Source organism: Bacillus sp. LUNF1, from assembly GCF_011008975.1.
GTDB classification, from domain to species: domain Bacteria; phylum Bacillota; class Bacilli; order Bacillales; family Bacillaceae; genus Bacillus; species Bacillus velezensis.
In genome coordinates, this window is sequence record NZ_CP048876.1 from 1,239,468 (window position 1) to 1,265,947 (window position 26,480).

The 26,480-nt window shown below is 48.2% G+C and carries 27 protein-coding genes; 17 read left to right on the forward strand and 10 right to left on the reverse strand.

Going from position 1 to position 26,480, the window contains the following annotated elements; genetic code table 11:
* Nucleotides 1-48 precede the first annotated feature (48 nt).
* From G4O42_RS06450 to G4O42_RS06460, 3 genes are read left to right on the forward strand one after another with little or no spacing between them, the layout of a single operon-like run.
* Complete coding sequence (locus G4O42_RS06450) at nt 49-312, forward strand: hemolysin XhlA family protein (protein ID WP_003154815.1); 264 nt, start codon at nt 49-51, stop codon at nt 310-312.
* Between the two features lie 13 nt (nt 313-325).
* Nucleotides 326-589, forward strand: a complete 264-nt coding sequence (locus G4O42_RS06455) for a phage holin (protein ID WP_003154813.1) — start codon at nt 326-328, stop codon at nt 587-589.
* 13 nt (nt 590-602) lie between these two features.
* Nucleotides 603-1,481, forward strand: coding sequence for an N-acetylmuramoyl-L-alanine amidase (locus tag G4O42_RS06460; protein WP_032874609.1), 879 nt, complete (start codon nt 603-605; stop codon nt 1,479-1,481).
* A gap of 34 nt (nt 1,482-1,515) precedes the next feature.
* On the opposite strand, the gene G4O42_RS19935 is transcribed toward G4O42_RS06460, so the two are convergent.
* The 6 genes from G4O42_RS19935 to G4O42_RS06485 all read right to left on the reverse strand — a co-directional run bounded on the left by G4O42_RS19935 (nt 1,516) and on the right by G4O42_RS06485 (nt 5,990).
* On the reverse strand, nt 1,516-1,641 hold the full coding sequence (locus G4O42_RS19935) for a hypothetical protein (protein ID WP_003154809.1): 126 nt from the start codon (nt 1,639-1,641) through the stop codon (nt 1,516-1,518).
* 96 nt (nt 1,642-1,737) lie between these two features.
* The gene (locus tag G4O42_RS06465; RefSeq protein WP_003154807.1) at nt 1,738-1,908 is read right to left on the reverse strand and encodes a type II toxin-antitoxin system SpoIISB family antitoxin; all 171 of its coding nucleotides are present in this window, start codon (nt 1,906-1,908) and stop codon (nt 1,738-1,740) included.
* Nucleotides 1,909-2,655 (reverse strand): type II toxin-antitoxin system SpoIISA family toxin, encoded by a 747-nt coding sequence (locus G4O42_RS06470; RefSeq protein ID WP_007407256.1) that lies wholly within the window; start codon nt 2,653-2,655, stop codon nt 1,909-1,911.
* Between the two features lie 104 nt (nt 2,656-2,759).
* Nucleotides 2,760-3,758, reverse strand: coding sequence for an inorganic phosphate transporter (locus tag G4O42_RS06475; protein WP_032874611.1), 999 nt, complete (start codon nt 3,756-3,758; stop codon nt 2,760-2,762).
* Nucleotides 3,759-3,770: 12 nt separating this feature from the next.
* Nucleotides 3,771-4,388: a DUF47 domain-containing protein gene (locus tag G4O42_RS06480; protein ID WP_032874614.1), complete on the reverse strand. Its 618-nt coding sequence runs from the start codon at nt 4,386-4,388 to the stop codon at nt 3,771-3,773.
* Between the two features lie 285 nt (nt 4,389-4,673).
* Nucleotides 4,674-5,990, reverse strand: coding sequence for an APC family permease (locus tag G4O42_RS06485; RefSeq protein WP_032874616.1), 1,317 nt, complete (start codon nt 5,988-5,990; stop codon nt 4,674-4,676).
* Nucleotides 5,991-6,311: 321 nt separating this feature from the next.
* On the opposite strand from G4O42_RS06485, the gene G4O42_RS06490 reads away from it, so the two are divergent.
* From G4O42_RS06490 to G4O42_RS06500, 3 genes are all read left to right on the forward strand, one after another.
* Nucleotides 6,312-7,262 (forward strand): ring-cleaving dioxygenase, encoded by a 951-nt coding sequence (locus tag G4O42_RS06490; protein WP_032874618.1) that lies wholly within the window; start codon nt 6,312-6,314, stop codon nt 7,260-7,262.
* Nucleotides 7,263-7,445: 183 nt separating this feature from the next.
* Complete coding sequence (locus tag G4O42_RS06495; RefSeq protein WP_032874620.1) at nt 7,446-9,605, forward strand: ArnT family glycosyltransferase; 2,160 nt, start codon at nt 7,446-7,448, stop codon at nt 9,603-9,605.
* Nucleotides 9,606-9,616: 11 nt separating this feature from the next.
* Nucleotides 9,617-10,588, forward strand: a complete 972-nt coding sequence (locus G4O42_RS06500) for a glycosyltransferase family 2 protein (protein ID WP_007610846.1) — start codon at nt 9,617-9,619, stop codon at nt 10,586-10,588.
* 87 nt (nt 10,589-10,675) lie between these two features.
* Here G4O42_RS06500 and G4O42_RS06505 read toward each other — a convergent pair whose 3' ends face one another.
* On the reverse strand, nt 10,676-10,852 hold the full coding sequence (locus G4O42_RS06505; RefSeq protein WP_014417532.1) for a hypothetical protein: 177 nt from the start codon (nt 10,850-10,852) through the stop codon (nt 10,676-10,678).
* Between the two features lie 99 nt (nt 10,853-10,951).
* Nucleotides 10,952-12,301: a serine protease HtrA gene (htrA, locus tag G4O42_RS06510; RefSeq protein ID WP_149917160.1), complete on the reverse strand. Its 1,350-nt coding sequence runs from the start codon at nt 12,299-12,301 to the stop codon at nt 10,952-10,954.
* A 287-nt stretch (nt 12,302-12,588) separates the two neighbouring features.
* Here htrA and G4O42_RS06515 point away from each other — a divergent pair, with 287 nt between their 5' ends.
* From G4O42_RS06515 to G4O42_RS06560, 10 genes are all read left to right on the forward strand, one after another.
* Nucleotides 12,589-14,148 carry an MFS transporter gene (locus G4O42_RS06515; RefSeq protein WP_032874624.1) on the forward strand — a complete coding sequence of 520 codons (1,560 nt, stop codon included), beginning with the start codon at nt 12,589-12,591 and terminating at the stop codon, nt 14,146-14,148.
* Between the two features lie 155 nt (nt 14,149-14,303).
* Nucleotides 14,304-15,128, forward strand: a complete 825-nt coding sequence (locus G4O42_RS06520) for a M55 family metallopeptidase (RefSeq protein ID WP_007407248.1) — start codon at nt 14,304-14,306, stop codon at nt 15,126-15,128.
* Nucleotides 15,129-15,142: 14 nt separating this feature from the next.
* Nucleotides 15,143-16,069, forward strand: a complete 927-nt coding sequence (locus G4O42_RS06525; RefSeq protein ID WP_032874626.1) for an ABC transporter permease — start codon at nt 15,143-15,145, stop codon at nt 16,067-16,069.
* A gap of 5 nt (nt 16,070-16,074) precedes the next feature.
* Nucleotides 16,075-17,022 carry an ABC transporter permease gene (locus G4O42_RS06530; RefSeq protein WP_032874628.1) on the forward strand — a complete coding sequence of 316 codons (948 nt, stop codon included), beginning with the start codon at nt 16,075-16,077 and terminating at the stop codon, nt 17,020-17,022.
* 5 nt (nt 17,023-17,027) lie between these two features.
* Nucleotides 17,028-18,056, forward strand: coding sequence for an ABC transporter ATP-binding protein (locus tag G4O42_RS06535; protein WP_032874630.1), 1,029 nt, complete (start codon nt 17,028-17,030; stop codon nt 18,054-18,056).
* Nucleotides 18,053-19,672 (forward strand): peptide ABC transporter substrate-binding protein, encoded by a 1,620-nt coding sequence (locus G4O42_RS06540; RefSeq protein ID WP_032874632.1) that lies wholly within the window; start codon nt 18,053-18,055, stop codon nt 19,670-19,672. The genes G4O42_RS06535 and G4O42_RS06540 overlap by 4 nt, the downstream gene beginning before the upstream one ends.
* An 87-nt stretch (nt 19,673-19,759) precedes the next feature.
* Nucleotides 19,760-20,695 carry a S66 peptidase family protein gene (locus G4O42_RS06545; protein WP_032874634.1) on the forward strand — a complete coding sequence of 312 codons (936 nt, stop codon included), beginning with the start codon at nt 19,760-19,762 and terminating at the stop codon, nt 20,693-20,695.
* Between the two features lie 36 nt (nt 20,696-20,731).
* Nucleotides 20,732-21,799, forward strand: coding sequence for a dipeptide epimerase (locus G4O42_RS06550; RefSeq protein ID WP_228549683.1), 1,068 nt, complete (start codon nt 20,732-20,734; stop codon nt 21,797-21,799).
* A complete protein-coding gene (locus tag G4O42_RS06555; protein ID WP_032874638.1) occupies nt 21,796-22,695 on the forward strand; it encodes a C40 family peptidase in 900 nt (299 codons plus the stop codon). The genes G4O42_RS06550 and G4O42_RS06555 overlap by 4 nt, the downstream gene beginning before the upstream one ends.
* A 3-nt stretch (nt 22,696-22,698) precedes the next feature.
* Entirely contained in the window at nt 22,699-23,670 is a 972-nt protein-coding gene (locus G4O42_RS06560; protein ID WP_032874640.1) for an ABC transporter ATP-binding protein, read from the forward strand.
* A gap of 27 nt (nt 23,671-23,697) precedes the next feature.
* Here G4O42_RS06560 and G4O42_RS06565 read toward each other — a convergent pair whose 3' ends face one another.
* Nucleotides 23,698-24,747 (reverse strand): lactonase family protein, encoded by a 1,050-nt coding sequence (locus G4O42_RS06565; protein WP_024085204.1) that lies wholly within the window; start codon nt 24,745-24,747, stop codon nt 23,698-23,700.
* Nucleotides 24,748-24,817: 70 nt separating this feature from the next.
* On the reverse strand, nt 24,818-25,678 hold the full coding sequence (locus tag G4O42_RS06570; protein ID WP_032874643.1) for a dimethylarginine dimethylaminohydrolase family protein: 861 nt from the start codon (nt 25,676-25,678) through the stop codon (nt 24,818-24,820).
* 189 nt (nt 25,679-25,867) lie between these two features.
* Between G4O42_RS06570 and G4O42_RS06575 the strand changes: the two genes are divergently transcribed.
* Entirely contained in the window at nt 25,868-26,386 is a 519-nt protein-coding gene (locus G4O42_RS06575; RefSeq protein WP_021493808.1) for an acyl-CoA thioesterase, read from the forward strand.
* The last annotated feature ends 94 nt before the right edge of the window (nt 26,387-26,480 follow it).

Consider the following 26,480-nt stretch of genomic DNA (forward strand, 5'->3'; position numbering starts at 1 on the left):
TGAAACTTCCGAAGGGAGGTGAGAACAATGTAAGAGGGGGGAGCGGAAGTGCTTCTGGATGAACAAGCGGTGCAAAAAGAATTCGCAGGCATCAAAGGTGAACAAAAGGTGCTTGAACAGCGGGTGGCCGCATTAGAGCGGGTATCCGACCGGCAGGATCAGCAAATCATGACGCTGAATGAAAAACTGAACAAAATTGACGAAAACACAACATGGATTAAGCGGACCATTACAGGAGCGATCGTGACAGCAATCTGCACGGGCGTCATTGGCGGAGCCATCGCCATCATGTACAATCTGCTGCAAAAGTAAGGGGGAAACCGATATGAAATTCGCGGACAAAGGCACGGTCGTCAGGACGGTGCTTCTTTTGCTTGCTTTATTGAATCAAACTTTGCTGATGTTCGGCAAATCGCCGCTGAATATTCAGGAGGACCAGGTCAGCCAGCTTGCAGATACGCTGTATGCCGCCGGGTCGGCCGTTTTTACAATCATAACGACTGCCGCCGCCTGGTTTAAAAACAATTACGTTACAGCAAAAGGGAAAAAACAGCAGGCTTTATTAAAAATAAACAATTTATCGAAATAGGAGAGATGAGAATATGGTAAAAATCACACAGGATTTTATCCCGGCAGGAAACAATAACCGCCCAGGCTATGCAATGACACCGATTTACATTACGGTGCACAATACAGCCAATACTGCAGTCGGAGCTAACGCCAAAAGTCACGCAAGCTATGTGAAAAATCCCGATACACCGACAAGCTGGCATTTCACAGTCGATGATACGGAAATTTATCAGCATCTTCCGCTGAATGAAAACGGCTGGCATGCCGGTGACGGAAACGGAGACGGCAACCGTAAATCCATCGGTATTGAAATTTGTGAAAACGCAGACGGCAACTTTTCACAGGCCGTGGCAAACGCCCAATGGCTCATCCGCACATTAATGACGTCGCACGGCATCCCGCTTGCAAGTGTCGTTGCGCACAAGCATTGGTCAGGAAAGCTTTGTCCGAGAAGACTGTTGGATACATGGGATGAGTTTAAAGCGGGAATCGGTTCTGAGGAAAGACAGACGTATACCGTCCAAAAAGGAGATACGCTGTCGGCGATCGCGCGGAAATTCGGCGTCAGCGTGGCCGATCTGCAGAAATGGAATAACATCGCTGACCCGAACCTGATTAAAGTCGGACAAGTACTGATCGTCAGCCCGCCGGTTGAAGCACTGTATTCTCTCCCGGACGAGGTGATTCAGCTGACAGATCCGTACACGTCCGGCGAAAAGGTATACCAGGTGCAAAACGCGCTCGCCGCGCTTTATTTCTATCCTGAAAAAGGAGCTGTCAATAACGGAATTGACGGTATCTACGGTCCGAAAACCGCAGATGCCGTGGCCCGCTTCCAATCTGTAAACGGGCTGACGTCTGACGGCGTCTACGGCCCCGCTGTAAAAGCGAAAATTCTGATGCAGCTTTAACAAAAAAGGCTGAGTCCCGTTCACATTGCGGGATTCAGCCTTTTTTCTTTTTTAACCGGTTCAATAGCCCGAGATTCCTCGCCCGCATCCTCAGCGAATAAGCGGAAAGCCCGAAGCGTCCGTAATCCACAAACTTTACGCGTCTGACAATTTTCTTCACATCATCACCTGTCGCATCTCTTTGTTGGTTTTATTATATGAAAGATAAGGAAAAAAGGAATAAGGACAAGAGCCGTGTCTCCTGTCCTTAGTGTAATCAAGCTTTTTTTTGTTTATACTTGTCAATCAGCCGCTCGTTTTCTTTGAAAATTCTGGCGGTATGAGGGCTGACCTGGTAACTTGCGATACTTGTCATTGAACGTTTTTTAAACATTTTGAACGGTTTCGCTCTTTGTTCCGGCTGCCCGTTTTGAAATGCCTGCTCCATTTAACCGTCACCTTCCTCTTCTATTGGCAGCATTAAATCATAAATGCTCGTTAGCGATGTGAAAAGCAAATAATCGAATTCCGTCAACAGGTTTTCCGACGTGAGTTTGATCACGTAATGGCGGTTCTGGACTGTAAACGGAATAAGCACAAGCCTGCCTTTTTGATCATAGTAGACGTCTTTACGGTTAAGACGGGACTGAACGTCTGCCGCATCAGGCATATGCTCCGTCAAGCGGTCCTTATCCGATTGTGCGGAATAGTCGCACAAGGAAGCCGTGACATTCATTTTTTCGGCATAAGCGGCCAGCAGTCTGCTGATGCCTTCCGCATAAGCTTCTGTACTTCCATAATATACATGGATCGGTTCATTTTTCAACAGATATTGATAGGTTTTCAGTTTTTCAAGATAGGAGTGAAGCATTTCGTTATTTTCTTCTAAAATTTCCCGCGTATCCGTCTCTAATTCATTGCCGGCGAGCTTTTTGATATACGCGCTCAAAAAGATAAACGCATCAATAAGGGCAAAGCAGACGGCAACAATCAAATATTGTCTCCATGCGGCAAAGAGCGATTCAGGATCATATGTCCAATAGACCATGGAGCCCAGTACAAATAGTAAATACCACGTTTTACGGATGGCAAACATTTTTTCTTTCACCTTTGCCTCATACCGCCAGGATGCGTACACATATAAAATGAGTGCGGCCGCCATCGTCCACACCATGATCTGAAAAAACAAAAGCATGAGCATCCCTCACAATTTGAAAAATGGTCTGCTATGTTCATTCTATGTCATGACATCATTTTCCTGTCACAAAAAAAACCGCTTCTGTAAAGAAGCGGATGTCATCAGAAAAAGAGATCTAGGATGAAAAAGGCGATGGCGCCGAGTGTACCTGCAATCGGCAGGGTGATGACCCATGTAATGAGCATCCGTTTAGCCGTTCCCCAGTTTACGCCTTTTACGCGGTGGGAAGCGCCCACACCGAGAATGGAAGACGAAATGACGTGCGTCGTGCTGACAGGGAGATGAATAAACGTGGCCCCGAAAATAATGGCTGCGCCGGTTAAGTCGGCAGATACGCCGTTTACCGGACGGATTTTCATAATTTTACCGCCGACGGTTTTAATGATTTTCCAGCCGCCGATGGATGTGCCGAGACCCATTGCCAGGGCACAGGAGAGCTGCACCCAAAAAGGAATGGCATCACTTTTATGTAAATTGGCCGTCATAAGCGCCATCGTAATGATACCCATCGCTTTTTGCGCGTCGTTTGTTCCGTGTGTATAGGACTGAATGGCAGCCGTCAAAATCTGCACTCTGCGGAAGCGTTTATTTGTTTTCGCCAGGTTGCTGTCTTTAAAAATCAGCTTCACGATCGAATATACGATAAAGCCGAGAACAAAGGCGATGATCGGTGATAAAATAAGTGCTTCGATAATTTTAATGAACCCTTTATAATTAAGCGTCGCAAAACCTGATGCTGCAATGGCCGCACCGGCGATCGCTCCGATAATCGCATGTGAAGAGCTGCTCGGAATGCCGAAATACCATGTGATCAAGTTCCAGACGATTGCGGCGAGTAAAGCAGCAAGAATGACAACCGATCCGTTGTCTAATGTATAAGGATTCACAATATCTTTCGTAATGGTTTTCGCCACACCGGTAAACGTCATCGCTCCGAGAAAGTTCATGATGGCGGCCATGATAATCGCGTGCCGCGGCTTCAGCGCTTTTGTCGAAACTGAGGTGGCGATTGCGTTGGCGGTATCGTGAAATCCGTTAATGAAGTCAAATACCAAAGCGCAAATGACAATTAATATCGTTAAAAGTAATAGAGTATCCATTTTAACCCCTCGTTACGCGTTTTTCATAATGATGGTTTCAAGATTATTGGCAACGCTTTGGCAAGAGTCAGCAATTTCTTCAAGCGTTTCGTAAATTTCACGATATTGGATCACTTTGATCGGATCTGTTTCATGGCCGAAAAGATTTTTTAATGATTTTCTGTGCAGGTTGTCACAGTTGTGCTCATACTCTTTAATTTTGATGGCGTGAGGCTGAATGTCCTTTAAGCGGTTTTCTGCCAACAGCTCAGTTGCAATTAAAATTTCTTTCGCACATTCTCTAATGTAGCCGCTGAATTTGTCGATATGCTCGTCTGATGAAGTAATTGAGAAAATCTCCATCATGGCAGAGAAATGTTCAATTCCGTCAAGCACATCATCCAGGCTGTTTGTCAGCTGAAGGATATCTTCGCGTTCAATAGGAGTGATGAATGCTTTGTTAAGCTCTTTAATCATGACATGAACATGATTGTCACCTTTTGTTTCGTATTCTTTTAACGTATCTGCAAATTCTTTAAGTGTTGTTTGGTTTGTGACTTTGAAGTTCACAAAATACTCTGCAGTTTCATCTATATTTTTTGCGATTTCTGTTAAAAGGAGTGAGAACTTATCTTTTTTTCTTTTTATCATTAAAAACCCTCCATTGTTTGAATGAGACAATGCACACATCAAATTATTATATAGCCTTTTGTCGAAAAAAAATAGATAAAGTCGAAAAAAACGCCTCTTGATTTTTTCGTAAAAACGTGTCTCATCCTGTTTTTCTTATGTTACCCACTTTGCCAAAAAAACGTAACATACTTCGAATTCAGACATCTTGCTTAAAAAGTATAACAAAAGATGTGAATTTGCTGTCAACTTTTGCACGTGATTTTGTCAGAAAAAAAACGGCTCCCGTAAAAGGAACCGTTTTTATCAGTTTTTTTTGCCGTTTTTCAGCCAAAAATAAAGCGGCAGCCCGGCAAGGCCGATCAAGAGGGACAGCGCGCAGCTCAGTGTATCTGTAATGATCGTGCTGATCAGCACAAACAGTGAACCCGCGATGGCCAAAACAGGAATGATCGGATACAAAGGCACGCTGTAGGCGCGCGGTTTTCCGCCGCTTTTTTTTCTGAGGATAAACACGGCGAAAAAGGCCATGACGTAAAAAATATAAATCATGAAAATAGAGATTTCAGACAGCTTATCGGGATTGCTGGCGATCATAAAAATAATGGCCAGCGCGATCTGAAATGACACGGCAATCCAAGGGGTGCGGAACGTCGGATGCACCCGCGAGATCTGTCCGGCAAACGGCAGCTGTTTCCGTTCCGCCATCGCAAACGAGACACGCGGAAAAGCGAGAATCTTTCCGTTTAAACAGCCGAAGATGCTGACGATGATTCCGACGCTGATCAATTTTCCACCAATGTCGCCAAACAGCATTCCGGCAGCGGTGCCGGTCGCATTTTCACCGAGTTTGACGATATCGGTCGCAGGAAGAATGTGCAGCAGCGCAAAGTTAATGAAAAGATAAATGGCGGTGACGACCAAGAGTCCGCCCGTCATCGCTCTCGGGAGCAGCTTTTCCGGATTTTTCATTTCGCCGCCGAGTGCCGCAAGCAGAATCCATCCGTCATAAGCAAACAAGGTGGCCAGTATGGCAGCGCCGAAATTCATGTCCGACATGCTGCTTGTAACGGCTGTAAAAATATGCTGATCGCCTTTCCAAAGGCCGAACACGATCATGCAGATAATCGGAATCAATTTGCCGACAGTCGTAATTCCCTGTACGATGCCGCCATATTTCGTTCCGATAATGTTAATGATGCTTAAAAACAAAACGGCTGAAATCCCGATCAATTTAGACCAGCCGGAATCCCAATTGAACAAGTGCGCCATCAAAGAGCCGAAATACAAGCCGATTGCTCCGATAATGGCGGGGCCGTAAATGATAATTTGAACCCATCCGCACAAAAAGCCCCAAAATTCGCCGTACACTTCTTCGAGATATGTATAAAGTCCGCCCGTTTTCGGAATCTGAGTGCCGATTTCCGCAACGGTCAAGCCGCCGGCAAGCGTCAAAATGCCTCCTAACAGCCACGCGATAAGCGCGGTTTTCGCATCACCGGAGTAGGCAAGCACGGCGCCTGGTTTCATAAATACGCCGGAACCGATGATGGTGCCGATAACAAGTGAGAGGGCGATGGTAAGGCCGATCTCTTTTTTAAGTCCGTTCTCTTCAATCTGCATATCCTTTCCCTCCAGATGTAAAATCGTCATGATGAAAAAACTATTTTCCATATTGTAAACCCTAATTGCTGAAACACGAATAAAATAAATTTTCTGATTTTGTTGTTTTCCCTAAAAGATAAAGGTTTCTGCTTTTGAGAAGGAAAAAATACCGTTTTAAAAGCGAACATTAATGGTTTTTTTATATCAAAGGTTCGTTATTTAGGGAGCGGCAGTCTGCAGACCGTCTGTGAAGCAGATGGGTTGACTTTACGATCCGGATAACATAAATTGTATATATAAATATCTCGAAATCGAGATAATTGACTGGAGGATAACATAATGAAAGTTAATGGAATACACCATGTATCAGCATTGACGGCTGATGCGCAGAAAAATTTAGATTTCTATCGGAACATCCTGGGACTGAAGCTTGTGAAAAAGTCCGTAAACCAAGATGAACCTACGATGTATCATTTGTTTTACGGTGATGAAACAGCCAATCCGGGATCTGAATTGACGTTTTTCGAGATTCCGCGGATTGCGCCGTTTCATGCGGGGACAAACAGTATTTCTTCAATCGGCCTGCGTGTCCCGGATGCACAAGCGCTGCAATATTGGAAAAAACGATTTGAAGAGCATCAGGTCTCTCACAGTGAGATCGTGAAAATAGCGGGCAGGGACACACTCGCTTTTCAGGATCATGAAGGACAGCGGCTTGTGCTGACAGCTGACGAAAAAGGAAAAGACATCGGTGAAGCGGTGAAGCAAAGCGGCATACCGGAAGAATATTCTTTCCGCGGTCTTGGTCCTATTGAATTGACCGTCCCGTATGCAGAACCGACGCTGCGTGTGTTAACTGATGTGCTGGGCTTCACTGAAATCGGGAAAGAAACGCATGAAGACCGGGGCACGGTTACGGTACTCGAATCAGGAAACGGAGGCGCGCGTACAGAAGTCCATCTCATTGAAAGAAACGATCTTCCGCGCGAGCGTCCTGGAAAAGGCAGCGTGCACCATGTGGCCTTCCGCGTTCAGAATGAAGAGGAGCTTGCTTTATGGCACCGCATCATTACGAAAGAAGGTTTCAGCAACTCAGGCATTGTAGAGCGTTATTATTTCAAAGCGCTGTACTTCCGGGAACCGAACGGAATTCTGTTTGAATTGTCAACGGACGGTCCGGGATTTATGGTTGATGAAAAACCTGAAGAGCTAGGCAAAACGGTTGCGCTCCCGCCTTATCTCGAACACCGCCGTTCTGAAATAGAAGCGCGGCTGAAACCGATTCAGTAAATCGGAAATCATGACAGATGCCTCCCGGCTTGACGGGGGCATCATTTTTTTGCTTTTTTACCCGTTTTGTCATTCTTTTTACCTATTTGTAAACGGCAAAATAATTGTCTTTGTTTATTAATAAATTTTTCACATTTGGTTGTTACACTTGTTCAAAGTTAAACAAAAGGAGTGAAAACACAGGTGAAAATGAAAAAACGCGAGATAGACGCAGTCTTAATTCTCATTTTACTCGCTTCCGCATTCTTGAATATGTACAACATCTGGAATGACGATACGGTGAATCCTTATTACACCGCAGCGGTAACGAGTATGCTTCAAAGCTTTCATAATTTCTTTTACGCTTCATTTGACGCAGCCGGGTTTATCACGGTAGATAAACCGCCTGTTACATACCAGATACAAACGATCAGCGCGCTGATATTCGGTATGCACGGGTGGAGCGTCATCCTGCCTCAGGCATTGGCGGGTGTAGGTTCAGTTCTATTCATGTACTTATTAATAAAGCCGACGTTCGGAAAAACGGCGGCGCGCATCGCCTCATTTGTCATGGCGTGTACACCGATCGCAGTAGCGGTCGCGCGGACGAACAATGTCGATGCTTTACTGGTCTTTTTCCTCTTGTTCGCCACATGGCTTCTCTTTAAAGCGATCAGAAAAGGCAGACTGATCTGGCTTTTGGCGGCATTTTTTGTCGTCGGAGCAGGCTTTAACACAAAAATGCTTCAGGCTTATATGATTTTGCCGGCCTTCTTGCTGTTCTATATGATTGCGGCAAACACCACGATTAAGAAAAAAATCATTTCATTGGTAAGCGCGTTAGCCGTTTTAGCAGCCGTTTCATTGTCATGGCCGCTCATTGTTGACAATATTCCTGCCAGCAAAAGGCCATATGTCGGAAGCAGCCAGACAAACTCCGTATTGGAATTGGCTTTCGGATATAACGGGATTCAGCGGCTGACAGGGCAAAGTTCCGGCGGCGGCCAGGGCGGGCCGGACGGAAACGCATCGAAAGAGATGTCTTCTTCCGGCGGTTCTTCACAAATGCAAAAACCGCCTGGCCAGTCTTCAAGCAGCAGTTCAGCAAGCGGAGACAAATCACAAAACGGCAGTATGACGGCACCTCCATCTAACGGGAAAATGCCAAGCGGCGGTCAAGGAGGCCCTCCAAGCGGCGGAGATGGCGGCGGAGGCGGTCCCGGCGGCGGAGGAAAAAGCGGTGCAGGCACCGGCTCGAAAATGCAATCAGGTTCAGGAATGTTCGGTACGGGAACCCCTGGTCCGCTGCGCCTTTTCCAAACGGAATTATCTGATCAGATCAGCTGGCTCCTGCCGTTTGCGATTTTTGGAATGGCCGGTTTATTGATCGCCGGGGCGAGAGAAAGAAGAAGATTATCAGCAGAACAGAAGGAAACGATCTTTTGGGCAGCGTGGCTTGTGCCGATTGCCGGATTCTTCAGTGTCGCAGAATTTTTCCACCATTATTATCTCATTATGCTGGCGCCTCCGATCGCGGCACTTGTCGGTGCGGGATGGGTCGCCCTCGTTCATCTGTACCGCAAGCAGGCGGGATGGAAAACTTGGCTATTGCCGGCCGCTATTCTTGTGACAACCGGATTTGAGCTGTTTATCCTCAGAAACTACAATGATCAAATCGGCGCAGGCTGGAGCATCGGAGCAGGCGTTCTCGGCGCAGTGGCAGCAATCGCCCTGTTCGTATTCAAACAGCGCCAAAAACCGCTCAGTTATTATGTTTCACTTGCAGCCCTTCTCGTCTTGATGGTCATGCCGATTTATTGGGCGAGCACACCGCTTCTGTACGGAGGCAACAGCTCATTGCCTGAAACAGGCCCTCAGCTCGCTTCAACAAGCGGAAAAGGCATGGGAATGGATAACGCATCTGTCAATACAAAACTGATCAACTATTTAGAGAAACACAACGCCGGAGCGGACTATCTATTTGCTACAACCGATTCCAACACGGCGGCGCCTTACATTATTAAAACGAAAAAAGCGGTCATGGCGATCGGCGGATTCAGCGGGTCTGACCCGGCCATTACGCTGACTCAATTTAAAAAGCTCGTAAAAGAAGGAAAAGTAAAATACTTCTTAACATCCGGAATGGGCAAAGGCGGAAATAACGATATTGTGCAGTGGGTTGAGAAAAACGGAAAGAAAGTATCTTCAGATAAATGGCAATCAAGCACAGATCAGAAAACGAAAAATCATGATGCAGCTGATACAAAAAGCAGCAAGGCCGCGGGTAAAAACAGCCGAATGAGCGGCGGGCCGGGCGGAATGAATCAGTCAGCTTCACTATACGAACTTCAATCTGATGAATAGGAGGAAAAAACATGAGCAGACATATTCAATATTCAATAGTCGTCCCGGTTTATAACGAGGAACTCGTCATTCAGACAACCTATCAGCGCCTGAAAGAAGTCATGGATCAAACAAAAGAGCATTATGAATTGATCTTTGTCAATGATGGAAGCAAAGACCGCAGTATTGAGATTTTAAGAGAGCAAAGTCTGATTGATCCGAGAGTGAAAATTATCGATTTTTCCAGAAACTTCGGACATCAGATCGCGATCACAGCGGGTATGGATTATGCAGAGGGGAATGCAATCGCCGTCATTGACGCCGATTTGCAGGACCCTCCTGAATTAATCCTTGATATGATTGAGCAGTGGAAAGAAGGCTACGATGTGGTGTACGCCGTCAGAACGAAACGAAAGGGAGAAACCTTTTTCAAGAAACAGACGGCCTCTATGTTTTACCGGCTGCTGCGGAGCGTGACTGATATTGATATTCCGCTCGACACCGGAGATTTCCGCCTGCTGGACAGAAAAGTCTGTGATGAGATGAAAAGATTAAAAGAAAAAAATCCTTTTGTCAGAGGACTCGTCAGCTGGGTCGGCTTTAAGCAGACTGCTGTAGAATATGAACGTGATGAGCGGCTTGCGGGGGAAACGAAATACCCGCTTAAAAAAATGCTGAAGCTTTCCATGGACGGAATCACAACGTTCTCTCATAAACCGCTCAAGGCGGCAAGCTATGCGGGAATGATCATGTCCGGAGCGGGTTTTCTCTATATGTTTATCGTTTTATACATGAAGCTGTTTACGAACAGCACCATTACGGGCTGGTCCTCTCTGATTGTGATACAGCTGTTATTCAGCGGCATCGTTCTATTAATGCTCGGAATGATCGGCGAATATATCGGAAGGATTTATGACGAAGCAAAAGACCGTCCGCTCTATATCGTGCAAAAAGCGTACGGCATGAAAAACGAAAAGATTTATCGGGACCAGCATATGTCTTAACCGAAACACCCTGTCCGGCCGGCGGACAGGGTGCTTTTATGTGAAATAAAAGCCGCGGGATGACAGAATGTCCCGCGGCTTTTTTATTCATCTGCGGCCGGTCTGCGTGTGCAGAGAGCGCATGATCAGTCCGGTTCCCGAAAGGTTCAGTAAAATGCTTGCGCCAAGCGTCATTCCCCAAGCAGCGTTTTGCTGAGGAAGCTGAATGCTCAGCTGCAGCAAGATCAGGCCGGTAACGACCAGCAAAAGTCCGGTTTGTTTCATGTGTATGTATCCTCCTTTGTACACTAGGTCATACGGCTGATCCAGGCCTAAAGTTTCATCTGTATATAAAAAATCCAAGGCGGCTGCCTTGGATTTTTGTTAAGAAGATGTTTCTTCTTTTTGAGTCAGTTTCATTTTTTTCGTCATTTCCTTGCCGTTTCTGATAATCTTCACGTCAACGGTGCTGCCGACTTTCGTATTCTTGTAGAGAATATTGCGAAGTTCGCTGCCCGTGTCGGTCTCTTTCCCTTTTAAGCTGATAATGATGTCTTCTGCTTTTAATCCGGCTTTGGCTGCAGGTGAGCCCTGCGCCACTTCGCGAATATAAACGCCTTTATTCAGCTGTTTGCCGAAAAGCCCGAGTGTGCCTTCCTGATAGTTTTGCGGCACTTGTTCCAAGTCGATCATGCTCACGCCGATATAAGGGCGCTCCACCTGTCCTTTCGTGAGAAGCTCTTCGGCGATCGGTTTTACATCGTTGCTCGGGATGGCAAAGCCGATGCCTTCTACATCACTTTCGCTGATTTTCATGCTGTTGATGCCGATGATTTTGCCGTCTGTATTCAAGAGCGGTCCGCCGCTGTTTCCGGGATTGATCGCGGCATCGGTTTGGATGACGTTGATACTTGACTCACCAGCTGACGTGGAAATCGAGACCGTTCTGTTTAAACCGCTCACGATGCCTTGTGTGACGGTGCGGGAAAGGTCTTTGCCGAGCGGATCACCGATGGCGATCACGGATTCGCCCGTTCTGAGAGCGGATGAACTGCCGAAGCTTGCCGTTTTTGTTACATGTTTATCACTGATTTCTAAAACGGCCAAGTCTGTCAGAGAGTCGCTGCCGACGAGTTTAGCTGTTACATCGGTGCCGTCATATAATGACACTTTAAGGGAAGAGGCGCCTTCGACCACGTGGTTATTCGTAATGATATACGCTTGGCCGTTTGCTTTCTTAAAAATAACGCCTGAACCCGATCCCGTTTCCGCATCATCACCCGATGAATTTGAGTTTGAATCTGAGCTTGATCCGAATCCGAATAAATCGGAACTGCTTTGCTGCTTCTGCAGATTGGTGATCCCGACGATCGCCGGTGAAATGTCTTCCACCATATTCGAAATGCTGCTTGAATTTGCCGATGAGCTGTTTGCCGATTTGCCGCTGCCGGAATCAGAAGATGTCTGCTTGGCGGTTACCGATGACGTTTCCTGAGCGGGAGCCGGATTGGAAGTATCTTGAGTCTGATGGTCTCCAAGCGGCGTAAATGTATAGATGCCGAGGGCGAGCCCTCCGCCGATCACTCCGCCGAGAAGCGGTCTGAACCAGCCGAAGCTTCGTTTTTTCTTGTCCTCGTCCGGCGCGGAATATCCGGCCGGCTGCGGGTTTTCTTTTACTAAAAGGACTTCCTGTTCTTTTTGGTCTGTCCGATTTTCATCACGATAGTTATCCATCATGTTCACTCCGTTTCTCTATTTCATCATAGCATGATTTGCCTATTATTACTGACTCCATCTTAAACAAAAAGTGTGGGATAATAATGAAAAGATTGTGGGAAATTGTGAAAAAGATGAAATCGGACGGAGGCGCTGTATATTGACAATTTCCATCGGATTTGAAATAATAAATGAGATATTATGTTCAATCCTTCACATGAAAAGATATGAAAAATTCTGTCAAGCTAATGGGGGAAATCTGTTAGCTTTTTCACTTTGTCAAATAGTCAGAAAGGAGCTGTCACATGAAAGAAAAACATCACTGGATCATTTCTCTGCTTGCTGTATTGGCGGTCGGGCCGGGGCTGATGTCGAATACCGCTCTTTCGGCTGTCCAAAGCCTTGTCCGGCAGACGGTCGGCGGGGAAAACTTTGACTCTTTTCATCCGATTATTATCGGTAATATGGCATTTGCCTTATTCGTGCCGGCGGGGCCGTATTTAAGAAAAAGATTCGGCTCCCGGCCTGTCTATATGATTTCGATGGCCGCGGGTGTCATCGGAGCGCTCCTTGCTGCTGTGACAAATGATATTTATCCGCTCGCCGCGGGCCGTTTTTTACAGGGAGCTGCGGCGGGTACTATGCTGATGATTATGATTCCGATGCTGGTGCTTTCGTTTCCGATTGAGCGCCGGAATTACGCATTATTTGTGTTAATCGGCGGATTTTACGGGTCCGTCATTATGGGGACCGTTTTAGGCACGGCGGCGGCAAGCGCCGGCCATTGGCATTGGCTGTTCGGCATTTTTAGCCTGCTGTCTTTTTTCGGCCTCATTTTCAGTTATATGTGGCTGCGGGATGACGCTCATAAAAATGCTGAAAAATCTCCATTTGACGGCATCGGTTTTCTGTTAGCGGGTGTATCAGCCGTGCTGACCGCCTATACATTTATTCATCTGCCGAAATGGGGCTTTTCATCATGGCAGACATTGGCGGGATTTGGAGGAAGCATCGCCATTCTTCTCATCTTGCTGATCATGCAGTACAGAAACGAACATGCGCTGATTTCGATTAAACTTATGCTGATTCCAAAGCCGATTCTGGGTGTTTTCATGATCGCTGCGGGCAGTATTTCCATAGCGGTCAGTCTTTCGGCATTTCACGGGGAGCTTCAGACCGCATATCATATGTCACAAACTCAACTGATATTCCTATATGCGAGCCTTTTGGGAGGCGTGGCCATCGCCGCTGTCATCAGTGCATTAGCATATGATAAAGTCGGTCCGGGCATGCTCGGCATAACAGGCTCTGTTATACTGGTGTTCGTGAATTTCCAATGGATGACGGCAGATCATCATATACCGCTTATTCTATTTGCGGGGCTTTTCGTGATGCTGGCGGCCGGGACAGGGCTTATTGTGGCAGCCGGACTGATGGGAGCCGCGTTGGGCGGACCGCTTCCGGAACTGGTGAAACGCATGACGGCAGTTCAGTTTTTAAGGCTGTTCATTTATATGGGCGCTCCTGTTTTAATAGGGTATTTTACGAAAAGAGATGCTTCCGGCACGCTTCGGGGCGCGCGCGGCACACAATCGCCGCATGACCTGCTGATGGGGACATACAGCGATTTGTTTCTTATTGCTTTCATCTTAAGTTTGCTTTTAGTGTGTTTATCATTTGTCATGAATGCGACCGGCATGGGGCATAAGCTGGCGCATAAACCGCATGCCGTCCGTAAGCAGGCGGCTGAAGAGCCTTCGCCGCAGGCTCCTGAACCGATCAGGCATCAGGTCATTCCCGATCATGAATACAGAAGTGCGGTCAGACAGTTTCAGCGTCATCACATAAGCAAAAACAGTATGTAACTTTTTCTATCAGCAAACCCTTTTCCCGGTGAAAAGGGTTTGTTTTTTCCTATAATGGCAGAATGGTATATTGCATGTTTCATCCTTTTTTAATATAATTTGTTAGAATATTCATAATTTAATATCGAAATTTTAAGTAAAAAAGGAGGCATTACATGAAACTGTATCTATCTGTGGATATGGAAGGGATTTCCGGACTGCCTGATGAAACATTTGTCAATTCCCGCATGCACAATTATGAGCGCGGCAGGGTTCTGATGACCGAAGAAGCGAACTGGTGCATCGCAGAAGCGTTTAATAACGGATGCACGGAAGTGACCGTGAATGACAGCCACTCAAAGATGAATAATCTGCTCGCGGAAAAACTTCACCCTGAGGCAGAGCTGATTACGGGGGATGTCAAGCCGTTTTCCATGATGCAGGGGCTTGATGAATCGTATTCGGGTGTGATGTTTATCGGCTATCATGCGAGAGCGTCGATGCCGGGCGTTATGTCGCACAGCATGATATTCGGCGTCCGCCACTTTTACATAAATGATAAGCCGGTCGGTGAACTGGGGTTAAATGCCTATCTCGCCGGATTTTACGATGTCCCGGTCATCATGGCTGCCGGAGATGATTGCGCCGCAAAAGAGGCGGAGGAGCTGATCCCGAATGTGACGACTGCCGCCGTCAAACAAACCATTTCAAGAACCGCGGTCAAATGCCTGTCCCCTCAAAAAGCCGGACGGCTCCTGACGGAAAAAACAGCCTATGCGCTCAAAAATAAAGATAAGGTCAAACCGCTGACTCCGCCTGAAAGACCTGTATTAGGCATTGAATTTGCCAACTACGGACAGGCTGAATGGGCCCATTTAATGCCGGGCACAGAAATCATCCCGGGAACAACAATCGTTCAATTTCAGGCAAAAGACATGCCGGAAGCCTATCAGGCCATGCTCGTCATGACAGAACTCGCCATGAGAACAACATTCTGTTAAAGGGGTGAACGGCATTGCTGCGGTATTTTATCAAACGTTTTATCGCCATGATTATGACCGTCCTCGTCATCACCACTCTGACATTTGTCATGATGAAAGTGATACCCGGCTCGCCTTTTAACGAAGATCGGGGCACAAACGAAGCGGTTCAGCGAAATCTCGAATCCTACTACCATCTGAACGAACCTCTTATCACTCAATACGCCATCTATCTAAAATCCATTCTTACCTTTGATTTCGGTCCTTCAATTAAAAAACCGTCAGACAGTGTAAACGCTATGCTTGAACGAGGGTTTCCGGTCTCATTTGAGCTTGGGATAACGGCGATCATCATCGCTGTTATTTCCGGGCTCGCGCTCGGCATAATGGCCGCTCTCAGGCGCGGCGGATTTCTCGATTACGCGGCTATGAGCCTTGCGGTGCTCGGGATTTCCATTCCGAATTTTATTATGGCTACGCTGCTGATTCAGCAATTTGCGGTTCATCTGAAATGGTTTCCGGCAGCTACCTGGACGAGTCCCGTTCACATGGTCCTGCCGACTGTTGCGCTTGCCGTCGGTCCCATGGCCATTATCGCGAGGCTGACAAGATCAAGCATGGCCGAAGTGCTGACTCAGGATTACATCCGCACGGCAAAAGCAAAGGGGCTTTCTCCCGTCAAAATTGTGATCAAACACGCATTGAAAAATGCTCTTATGCCTGTTGTGACAGTACTCGGGACGCTTGCCGCAAGTATTTTAACGGGCAGTTTCGTCATCGAGAAAATTTTTGCCATACCGGGAATGGGCAAATATTTCGTAGAAAGCATCAATCAGCGTGATTACCCGGTCATCATGGGAACGACCGTATTTTACAGTGTGATTCTGATCGTCCTGCTGTTTCTGGTTGATTTGGCATACGGCCTGTTAGACCCGCGCATAAAACTTCATAAGAAAGGGTGATCCTGATGAATCTCCCGCAAGAAACGGTAAAACACACAGAAGTGCCTGATGACTGGTTTCAGCCGGGCGCGGAAAGAAAGGGTGAAACCGAGTCGGTCAAGCGTCCGAGCCTGTCTTACAGTCAGGATGCGTGGCGGCGGCTTAAAAAGAACAAATTGGCGATGGCCGGGCTTGTGATATTATGCTGCCTGTTTCTATCGGCTGTGTTCGGTCCGCTGATATCACCGCACAGCGTGACAAGGCAGACGCTCGCCGAGCAGAATCTTCCGCCGTCTTTTTCACACTGGTTCGGAACCGATGAACTTGGCCGGGACGTGTTTACAAGAACATGGTACGGAGCGAGGATCTCTTTATTTGTCGGTGTGATGGCGGCGCTGATCGACTTTTTGATCGGCGTTATCTACGGAGGCGTCGCCGGCTACAAAGGGGGCCGGACAGACAGCGCCATGATGAGAATCATCGAGGTTCTCTACGGATTGCCGTATCTGCTCGTTGTCATTTTGTTAATGGTGCTGATGGGGCCGGGGTTCAGTTCCATTATCGTAGCTCTGACCGTGACGGGATGGGTCGGCATGGCGCGGATTGTCAGAGGGCAGGTGCTGAGGATGAAGCATGATGAACACGTATTGGCTTCGAAAACGTTTGGAGCGAAAACATTTCGGATTATTAAGAAAAATCTGCTGCCGAATACGATGGGAGCCATTATCGTCCAAATGACGCTTACGGTGCCGGCGGCGATTTTTGCGGAATCATTTTTAAGTTTTCTCGGACTCGGCATTCAGGCGCCGTTTGCAAGCTGGGGAGTCATGGCAAACGACGGGCTGCCGGCGATTTTATCAGGCCATTGGTGGCGGCTGTTTTTCCCCGCTTTTTTCATTTCCTTGACGATGTACGCGTTTAACGTACTTGGAGACGGCTTGCAGGACGCGTTAGACCCGAAACTGAGGAGGTAGGAAAAATGGCGCAGCAAGTTCTTTCCGTTCAAAATCTGCATGTTACTTTTTCAACATACGGAGGCACTGTAAAAGCCGTCAGAGGCGTCAGCTTCGATTTATATAAAGGTGAAACGTTTGCGATCGTCGGTGAATCGGGATGCGGAAAAAGCGTGACGTCACAAGCCGTGATGGGCCTTCTTCCGAAACATTCGGCAAAGATTGAATCCGGAAGCATACAATTTAAACAGAAAGACCTTTGCCAAATGTCGGATCGGGAAATGCGGGCAATCCGGGGGCGCAATATTTCTATGATCTTTCAGGACCCGATGACGGCGCTCAATCCGACGTTGACCATAGGGGATCAGCTCTCAGAAGCGCTGTTGGAACACCGCGCCATGACAAGAAAACAAGCTGAATCCGAAGTTCTCGCCATGCTGGATCTGGTCGGTATCCCGGACTCGAAATCCCGCCTGAAGCAGTACCCTCACCAATTAAGCGGGGGCATGCGGCAGCGGATCGTGATCGCAATGGCTCTGATCTGCGAGCCGGAAATTATGATCGCCGATGAACCGACAACGGCCCTTGATGTGACGATTCAAGCACAAATCCTTGAATTATTTAAGAAGATTCAAAGAAAAACAGGCGTGTCAATTATTCTGATCACACACGATCTCGGCGTCGTCGCTCAGACTGCTGACAGAGTCGCCGTCATGTATGCGGGGAAAATCGCCGAAATCGGCACGAGGCATGATATTTTTTACCGTCCGGCTCATCCATACACAAAGGGGCTGCTTCATTCAGTGCCGCGGCTGGATATGGAGGATAGTGAGCTTTCGCCGATTGACGGGACGCCGCCTGATTTATTCGATCCGCCGCCGGGCTGCCCGTTTGCCGCCCGCTGCCCGGACAGGATGATCGTCTGTGAAAAGGTATACCCGGCAACAACCGTGAAATCCAAAAGCCATATCGTCAACTGCTGGCTTCAGGATCACCGTGCAGAGCGGCTGAAGCAGCAGCTGACGGCAACAGAGGAAAAAGGGGGATTGAAATGAAAAAGAGATGGGCGTTCGGTGTGATTGCTGTTGTTTCGTTTGCTCTGATGGGCTGTACAGCCAATGAACAGGCGGGGACAGAACCCGGCAAAGCAAAAGAACAGGGGGGTGAAACGGTGCTGCGGCTCAATAACGAAAATGAGCCGACCTCACTTGATCCGCCGATCGGATTTAATAATGTTTCCTGGCAGCCGCTGAATAACATCATGGAAGGATTGACGAGGCTCGGAAAAGATAATAAGCCAGAACCGGCCATGGCGGAAAGCTGGAAGGTGTCCGCTGATAAGCTGACATATACCTTCAATATCCGTGATAACGCCGAATGGACAAATGGCGATCCCGTTACGGCGGAAGACTTCGTGTACGCCTGGAAACGGATGCTCGATCCGAAAACGGGCGCATCTTCCGCATTTCTCGGCTACATGATCAAAGGCGGAGAAGAATTTAACAGCGGAAAAGGCAAACAAGAAGACGTGAAAGTCACGGCAAAGGATAAAAAAACGCTTGTCGTCACATTGGCGGCGCCGCAGGATTATTTTCTGAGCGTCGTGTCCAATCCGGCGTATTTCCCGATTAATGAAAAGGTCGCCAAGGCTGATCCGAAATGGTTCACTGAAGCAAAAACATTTGTCGGCAACGGGCCGTTTAAACTGACGGAATGGAAGCATGACGACAGCATGACGATGGACAAAAACGAGACGTATTGGGATAAAAAGACGGTGAAACTGGATAAAGTCACATGGGCGATGGTCAGTGACCGGAATACCGATTATCAGATGTTCCAGTCGGGGGATTTGGATACCGCCTTTGTGCCGGCAGAGCTGAGCGAGCAGCTGATGGGAGGAAAAAATGTCCGCACGTGGGATCAGGCCGGACTCTATTTCTATCGTTTTAACGTGAAAATGGAGCCGTTTCAAAATGAAAAGATCAGAAAAGCGTTCGCGGCAGCGATTGATCAGAAAGAAATCACGGATTATGTGACCAAAAACAGTGAAAAGCCGGCACATGCCTTTGTATCCCCTGGATTTACTCAGCCTGACGGGAAAGATTTCCGCGAAGCGGGCGGCAGTTTATTAAATCCGGATGAATCAGAAGCCAAAAAACTGCTGGAAAAAGGCATGGCGGAAGAGCATTATGACAAGCTGCCCGCCGTTACCTTGACATACAGCACAAAACCGGAGCATAAGAAAATAGCGGAAGCGGTTCAGCAGAAGCTCAAAAGTGTGCTCGGTATAGACGTTAAGCTCGCCAATATGGAATGGAACGTCTTTTTAGAAGAGCAGAAAGGACTGAAGTTCCAGTTCTCTCAAAGCTCATTTTTACCGGATTACGCAGATCCGATCAGTTTTCTTGAGGCTTTCCAAACGGATAATTCCATGAACCGCACCGGCTGGGGCAGCGCGGTATACGACGGCTACATCAAGCAGGCAAAACAGGAAGCCGATGCCAAAAAACGTTTTGCGCTCATGCATAAAGCGGAAAAACTGCTCATGAACGAGGCTCCGATCATTCCGATTTACTTTTATAATCAGGTGCATCTGCAGAACAGCGGCGTGAAGGGCATTGTCCGGCACCCCGTCGGTTACATTGATCTGAAATGGGCGGAAAAGTCCTGATCTTACAGCGGAAACATATGCCGCTCTTTTGCCGTTAAAGGAGCGGCGTGTTTCACTTTTCAATCCGGAAAGGAGATTGAAAAAGTCATGAACCATAAACCGAAAGCACTGCAAAAAGGCGACACGGTCGGTGTGATTGCGCCCGCAAGCCCGCCTGAGAGCGGGACGCTGCAAACCGCGCTGCTGTTTTTAGAGAATGAGCTTGGCCTTCATGTGAAACTCGGCCGGGCGCTGAAGACCCGTCACGGCTATTTGGCGGGAGAAGACCGGGCGCGCCTCGATGATCTCCATGACATGTTTAGTGATCAGAATGTCAAAGCGGTGATATGCGCGTGCGGAGGATTCGGCACGGGCCGCATTGCCGCCGACATCGATTTTGGCTTAATCCGCCGCAATCCGAAAATTTTCTGGGGATACAGTGATATTACGTTTTTACATACCGCCATTCATCAAAATACGGGGCTCGTTACATTTCACGGCCCGATGCTGAGCACGGATGTCGGGCTTGAAAATGCTGATCCCCTGACGAAAGCGTCGTATCATCAGCTTTTTACAGAAACGGAATTCACCTATACGGAGGACATTTCTCCGCTGGAGGTGCTGACAGGCGGAAGGGCTGAGGGAGAGCTTGCAGGCGGCAACCTGTCGCTCATTACCTCCACGCTCGGCACGCCGTTTGAAATTGATACGAAAGACAAATTGCTGTTTATCGAGGATATTGAAGAGGAGCCGTATCAAATCGACAGAATGCTGAATCAATTAAAGATGGCCGGAAAACTGTCAGACGCAGCCGGAATCCTGGTCTGTGATTTTCACCAATGCGAACCGAAAAACAAAGAAAAGTCCCTTACCTTAGAGCAAGTGCTGAACGATTACATTGTCAAATCAGGGAAGCCCGCGCTTAAAGGCTTTAAAATCGGCCATTGTTCACCGAGCTTCGCCGTTCCGATCGGAGTTCGCGCGGTTATGGATACGGCGGCCAAAGCGGTAACGATTGAATCGGGGGTTTCCGGAAGGGAGTGATCAGGCGTGAGGATTACAGATATTCAAACGGGACGGATGTCCGTGCCGCTGAAAAAGCCGTTTAAGACCGCTTTACGCACAGTTTACAATGCTGAATCGGTCATTGTGAAGCTCACTTTTGACAACGGTCTGACCGGCTGGGGGGAGGCGCCGCCGACGGTTGTCATTACAGGCGACAGCGCGGCCGGTATTGAAAGCGCCGTCCACGATGTGCTGAAGCCTGCTCTCTTGGGACGGAGCCTTTCCGGCACGGAAGCTGTTCTGTATGATATCAGCCGGCTGTTGGAAAGAAATCAAAGCGCAAAAGCCGCGGTGGATATGGCTGTATATGACGGATGGGCGCAAATGCACGGACAGCCGCTTTACCGGCTTCTCGGCGGCTATCGGAATACACTGGAAACAGATTTTACCGTCAGCGTTAATTCTCCTGAGGAGATGGCGGGGGATGCAGACCGTTATGTGAACAAAGGATTTCATATTTTAAAGGTAAAAGTCGGCATAGGTGACATATCGGACGATATTGGCCGGATTCAGGCGATCAGATCACGTGTCGGCGGAAACGTCAAACTGAGATTGGACGCCAACCAAGGCTGGACGCCGAAAGAAGCCGTGATTGCGATCCGAAAGATGGAAGACGCCGGTCTCGGCATTGAGCTGGTCGAGCAGCCTGTTCATAAAGACGATATCGCCGGGCTGAAGCAGGTCACAGATGCCGTAGACACGCCGATTATGGCGGATGAGAGCGTCTTTACCCCCCGTCAGGCCTTTCACGTGCTGCAGACGAGAAGCGCCGATTTAATTAATATTAAGCTGATGAAAGCGGGCGGCATAAAGCAGGCGGAAACAATCAATGCGATGGCGGAAACGTGCGGCGTGGAATGCATGGTCGGCAGCATGATTGAGACCAAGCTCGGCATCACCGCCGCGGCCCATTTTGCCGCGGCCAAACGGAATGTGACGAGGTTTGATTTTGATGCGCCGCTTATGCTGAAAGATGATTTGATTCAAGGCGGCATTACATACAGCGGCAGTCAGATTACGATTCCCGACGAACCGGGTCTCGGCATTACCGGTGTGTCGATACAAGAGGGGGCGAAAAGATGAGAGCAGCCGTTACAGCGGCGGCAGCCAATGTATGGACGCTGCCGTCATCTCCCCGTTCGTATGATACGCCCATGCTCGAAAACCCGCCGCAGATCAGAAAATGGTTAGCGTCTATGGGATATGAAGAGCGGCTGCAATTATGCACAGACAACCTTGTCCAAACGCAAGCGCTTTTCGGGGAAGAGGTGATCATTCTTAAAGAGGAAGGGGAATGGGCTTTTGTCGCCGTTCCCAGCCAGCCTTCAAGAAAGGATGTGCGCGGATATCCGGGCTGGATGAAAAAAAGCCAGCTTTCAAAAGACGGCTTTCATACATCTTCCCCCGCCGTATGGATTACCAAACCGACAGCTATTTTATATCACACAAATGGCAAACCGGACTTGGAAGTAAGTTTCTTAACGCGTCTTCGGGCATCAGGACGTGAGAAAGGCTTTTTCCGGGTGGTGACGCCGCTCGGGGAACGGTTCGTAAATGAAGCTGACGCAGACGAGTGCCGGCATACGGAAGGACGGACGGCCGATGTCATCGAAACGGGCATGATGTTTCTCGGGCTTCCGTATTTATGGGGAGGACTGAGCGGTTTCGGGTTTGACTGTTCCGGGTTTATGTATTCGATATTTAAAGCAAACGGCTATACCCTTCCCCGTGATGCAAAGGACCAAGCAAAAGCCGGGTGCGGTGCGGCGGTAAACGATATCCGGCCGGCTGACCTTTTGTTTTTCGCCTATGAAGAAGGAAAAGGCGCGATCCACCATGTCGGTTTGGCGCTGGGAGACGGCCGAATGCTGCACTCCCCGAAAACGGGAAAAACAATCGAAGTGCTGTCTTTGGAAGGAACCGTCTATGAAAAAGAATTATGCACCGTACGCCGCTGTATAAGCGAAAAGGGGGAATAGAAAATGACGGCATCTCCGCTCCTTGAAGTCAGCGGGCTGAAAATGCATTTTGACGCAGGAAGAAAGAAAGCCGTAAAAGCAGTCGACGGTGTCAGCTTTCACATTAAAAGAGGGGAAACATTCGGACTTGTCGGAGAATCGGGATGCGGTAAATCGACGCTCGGAAGGGTTATTCTCCGTCTGTATGACCCGACGGCCGGTTCGGTATCATATGAAGGGACGGATATACACCGTGCCGCGGCAGAACAGCGGTCGGTCTTCTTCCGCAAGCTGCAGATGATTTTCCAAGACCCTTACGCCTCGTTAAATCCGCGCCTGACCGTAAGGGAAATTATTATGGAGCCGATGGAAATTCACAATCTTTACAATACAAAAAAAGCCCGTCTGATGATGGCGGATGAACTGCTTGAAGCTGTCGGGCTCCATCCGGATTTCGGCAGCCGGTATCCCCACGAATTCAGCGGCGGACAGAGGCAGAGAATCGGGATTGCCAGAGCGCTCTCTCTGCATCCCGAATTTATCGTGGCGGATGAGCCGATTTCCGCGCTGGATGTGTCGGTACAGGCTCAGGTCGTCAACCTTTTAAAAAGGCTTCAGAAAGAGAAAGGGCTGACATTTTTATTTATCGCCCACGATTTATCAATGGTCAAGCATATCAGCGACCGGATCGGCGTGATGTATTTGGGCCGCATGATGGAAATTACAGAAAGCGCTGCGCTTTACCGGGAACCGCTTCACCCTTATACGAAGGCGCTTTTATCCTCAATCCCGATTCCTGATCCGCTTCTTGAGGACAAGCGTGAACGGATTATTCTGAAAGGGGAGCTGCCGAGCCCCCTTAACCCGCCGAGCGGCTGTGTATTCAGGACGCGGTGTCCTGAAGCGATGGAGCTCTGCGGTAAGATAACGCCTGAGCTTGAAGAAGTGAAGGCGGGGCGTTTTGTCGCCTGCCATTTATACAAAAAAGAAAGCTGACAATATAAAGTCAGCTTTCTTTTTTGATTAAACCTGATGCAGAAATGACACGCAGACCGGATACGGAACCGGAATGTCAGATTGGAGAAGAGTCAATTTGCCCGTTTCCGGATCACGTTCAAACAAAACCAGATTTCCCGTTTCTTCGTTTGACGCGACAAGGAATGTCTCGGAAGGGTCAAACGCGAAATCACGCGGCCAGTTGCCTTCTGTCGGCACCCATTCAATAAGAGACAATTCACCGGAATATTGGTTGATCTTAAAGATAGCGATGCTGTCATGTCCGCGGTTGGCGGCATAAAGAAATCTGCCGTCTTTAGATATGCGGATCGCGCTGCCTTGCGATTTGTCCGTAAAGCCTTCAGGCAAAGCGGAAATGACCTGAAGCTCTCTGAATTCACCTAAGGTCGGGTTGTATTCAAGCGCGATGACTTCATTACTGATTTCCGTCATGACATAGGCGTATTTTTCCGCCGGATGGAAAACGATGTGGCGCGGCCCTGAACCCGGTGCGAAAGAGTGAGTTTTCACCTCTGTGAGCGAACCGTTTTTCATTTGGTAAGTATAAAGCGTATCCGTCCCTAAATCGACGGCTGCAATGTAGTTATGCTCAGGTGTATAGCCTGCGAAATGGGTATGCGGTTTCTCTTGTCTTTCATGAGGACCTGTTCCCGTATGAGCGGCTTCGGCAGCCGGCTCCTGCAGACTTCCGTCCTCATTGACGGGAAAGGCGTGCACTTTTCCGCTGTGGTAATTAGCGGTTAACACATATTCATGTTTATCATCAATGCTGACGTGGCATGGAGACGGGCCTTCAATCAGCTGGTGGTTCACAAAAGTTAATTCCCCGCTGTTCTGATGAATCTGATAGGCTGCGACGCCGCCTTTTCCGTCTGCCTTTTCAATGGAATACAGCATGCTGTTATCAGAATTCGGAGTGACGTATGTCGGATTGCCGAGCTTTGCTGCCAGCTTCGGCCGGCTGAGCCGTTTCGCTTCTGTATCAAGTTCAAAACAATAAATGCCTTCGCTTCCGCCTTTTGTATATGTTCCCGCGTATCCTATGTACTTAGCCATTCGGTTTCCCCCTTTAGAGTCTTGTCTTCTCTATATTAACGTATCTTGAAGGAAACTGCCTTGTAAATGTTTAAGATGTTCTGACCAGCGGCAAGGTGCAGCAGCGGAAGGAACCGCCTGATTTAATAATTTCGGAAAACTCGGTTTCAATGACCGTATAACCTCTTTTTCTGAGCTCGCGGTTCGTATGACGGTGCTGCGGCAGGCTGATAATTGTCTGATTGCCGATTGACAGGATATTCGGGCCGAGCGTGAATTGCTCTTCTTCAGGCACTTCTATCATCTCAAAACGTTCGGAGAGAAGATCAATTTCTTTCTGCCGCAAGCCATTTTTGCAGTATAGCGCTTCCGTTTCCGAGATCATATTAAATACACAGTCCAAATGTAAGAAATCCTCCTTGAGAGGGATCGGCACAACCGTCATCTCCGGCAGCGCCTCCCGCAGCTCCCGGACAGCCGCTTTATCCGTGCGCTTGCTCAGCCCGGCGTAAACGGTGCCGTCTGCGATCAAGATGTCGCCGCCTTCAATGTTCGCTTTTTTCAGTCGCGTATAGGGGATTTTCTTATTGTCAAGCAGGTCTTGAAACACTTTTTCTTCCCCCTGCCGGACTGAAGCCGCCATGTTTGAAATAAACGCCGTCTCGCCTAAGACAAATCCGATATCCCGGGTGAATACCTGCTCAGGCAATGCGGGATCGGCAGGCAGCAGGACGACTTCAATCTGATGAGATCTTAAAATGTCAATAAACTCACTATGCTGTTTGAGGGCAACGGGTATGTTAATATTTTCTTGTTTGAAATGTTTCTGCGTTCCGTTAATAATATCCTTGATGGCCATGTGTTCCGGCCGGCATAAGATGACTGTCTGCAAAGCATCAAACTCACTGCGGCAAGCCGGTTTTCGCGTGGATTTGGGAATGGATACGTTCATGTGATATCCTCCTATCGGTATTCAATGTGCGTTTATTATTCCCGGATGTGATGAATAATGAAACATTTATGAGAGAATATCTAACCAACTTAATATTTAAAATTTTAGACAAAACGGTCAAAGTATTGTTTAATAGGGTACAGATGAATGAGTCAAAACGACCAGACACCAAAGGGGAGTTTAAATAATATGAAGTTGCCAGAATCAAGATTTTGCAAAGAAACAAGGGTTGTTAAAACAAGCAGGGTTTTTCCGCTTGATACGAATAATCACAATACGCTGTTTGGCGGAAAGCTGATGAGCTACATTGATGATATCGCTTCAATTTCCGCGGCCCGCCACTGCCGGTGTGAAACAGTCACGGCCTCAATGGATTCTGTAGATTTTTTGCGCCCCATCGGCCAACAGGATTCCGTATGCCTTGAATCTTACGTCACATGGGTCGGCACATCGTCTATGGAGGTGTTTGTCAAAGTCATTAAAGAACATCTGATGACGGGCGAACGCGAGCTTGCGGCAACGTCGTTTCTGACCTTTGTCGCGCTTGATTCAAACGGGAAATCGGTACCCGTTCCGCGGATCGTGCCGGAAACCGAGGAAGAAGTCATGCTTCACAATACGGCCGTTCAGCGCGCCGGAGAACGAAAAAACCGCTTAAAACACAGCAAGGCCCTGGCCGAGGCGCTCGGAACAGATAAACCTTGGTAATCGTCAAACCGCTTTTTTAAAAAGCGGTTTTTTTATGCTGAGAAAGGACTTTTCCTGCCGGATCCATAATCTATTACAGGGAAAGGAGACGTGG

Bases quoted from the DNA above. Each gene is read 5' to 3' on its own strand.
- G4O42_RS06460 (WP_032874609.1), top strand. From the start codon at position 603: ATGGTAAAAATCACACAGGATTTTATCCCGGCAGGAAACAATAACCGC.
- G4O42_RS06575 (WP_021493808.1), top strand. From the start codon at position 25,868: ATGAAGTTGCCAGAATCAAGATTTTGCAAAGAAACAAGGGTTGTTAAA.
- G4O42_RS06505 (WP_014417532.1), bottom strand. From the start codon at position 10,852: ATGAAACAAACCGGACTTTTGCTGGTCGTTACCGGCCTGATCTTGCTG.
- G4O42_RS06530 (WP_032874628.1), top strand. From the start codon at position 16,075: ATGAATCTCCCGCAAGAAACGGTAAAACACACAGAAGTGCCTGATGAC.
- G4O42_RS06455 (WP_003154813.1), top strand. From the start codon at position 326: ATGAAATTCGCGGACAAAGGCACGGTCGTCAGGACGGTGCTTCTTTTG.
- G4O42_RS06485 (WP_032874616.1), bottom strand. From the start codon at position 5,990: ATGCAGATTGAAGAGAACGGACTTAAAAAAGAGATCGGCCTTACCATC.
- G4O42_RS06475 (WP_032874611.1), bottom strand. From the start codon at position 3,758: ATGGATACTCTATTACTTTTAACGATATTAATTGTCATTTGCGCTTTG.
- G4O42_RS06545 (WP_032874634.1), top strand. From the start codon at position 19,760: ATGAACCATAAACCGAAAGCACTGCAAAAAGGCGACACGGTCGGTGTG.
- G4O42_RS06465 (WP_003154807.1), bottom strand. From the start codon at position 1,908: ATGGAGCAGGCATTTCAAAACGGGCAGCCGGAACAAAGAGCGAAACCG.
- G4O42_RS06560 (WP_032874640.1), top strand. From the start codon at position 22,699: ATGACGGCATCTCCGCTCCTTGAAGTCAGCGGGCTGAAAATGCATTTT.
- G4O42_RS06535 (WP_032874630.1), top strand. From the start codon at position 17,028: ATGGCGCAGCAAGTTCTTTCCGTTCAAAATCTGCATGTTACTTTTTCA.
- G4O42_RS06555 (WP_032874638.1), top strand. From the start codon at position 21,796: ATGAGAGCAGCCGTTACAGCGGCGGCAGCCAATGTATGGACGCTGCCG.
- G4O42_RS06520 (WP_007407248.1), top strand. From the start codon at position 14,304: ATGAAACTGTATCTATCTGTGGATATGGAAGGGATTTCCGGACTGCCT.
- G4O42_RS06565 (WP_024085204.1), bottom strand. From the start codon at position 24,747: ATGGCTAAGTACATAGGATACGCGGGAACATATACAAAAGGCGGAAGC.
- G4O42_RS06490 (WP_032874618.1), top strand. From the start codon at position 6,312: ATGAAAGTTAATGGAATACACCATGTATCAGCATTGACGGCTGATGCG.
- G4O42_RS06550 (WP_228549683.1), top strand. From the start codon at position 20,732: ATGTCCGTGCCGCTGAAAAAGCCGTTTAAGACCGCTTTACGCACAGTT.
- G4O42_RS06515 (WP_032874624.1), top strand. From the start codon at position 12,589: ATGAAAGAAAAACATCACTGGATCATTTCTCTGCTTGCTGTATTGGCG.
- G4O42_RS06480 (WP_032874614.1), bottom strand. From the start codon at position 4,388: ATGATAAAAAGAAAAAAAGATAAGTTCTCACTCCTTTTAACAGAAATC.
- G4O42_RS06540 (WP_032874632.1), top strand. From the start codon at position 18,053: ATGAAAAAGAGATGGGCGTTCGGTGTGATTGCTGTTGTTTCGTTTGCT.
- G4O42_RS06470 (WP_007407256.1), bottom strand. From the start codon at position 2,655: ATGCTTTTGTTTTTTCAGATCATGGTGTGGACGATGGCGGCCGCACTC.
- G4O42_RS06500 (WP_007610846.1), top strand. From the start codon at position 9,617: ATGAGCAGACATATTCAATATTCAATAGTCGTCCCGGTTTATAACGAG.
- htrA (WP_149917160.1), bottom strand. From the start codon at position 12,301: ATGGATAACTATCGTGATGAAAATCGGACAGACCAAAAAGAACAGGAA.
- G4O42_RS06570 (WP_032874643.1), bottom strand. From the start codon at position 25,678: ATGAACGTATCCATTCCCAAATCCACGCGAAAACCGGCTTGCCGCAGT.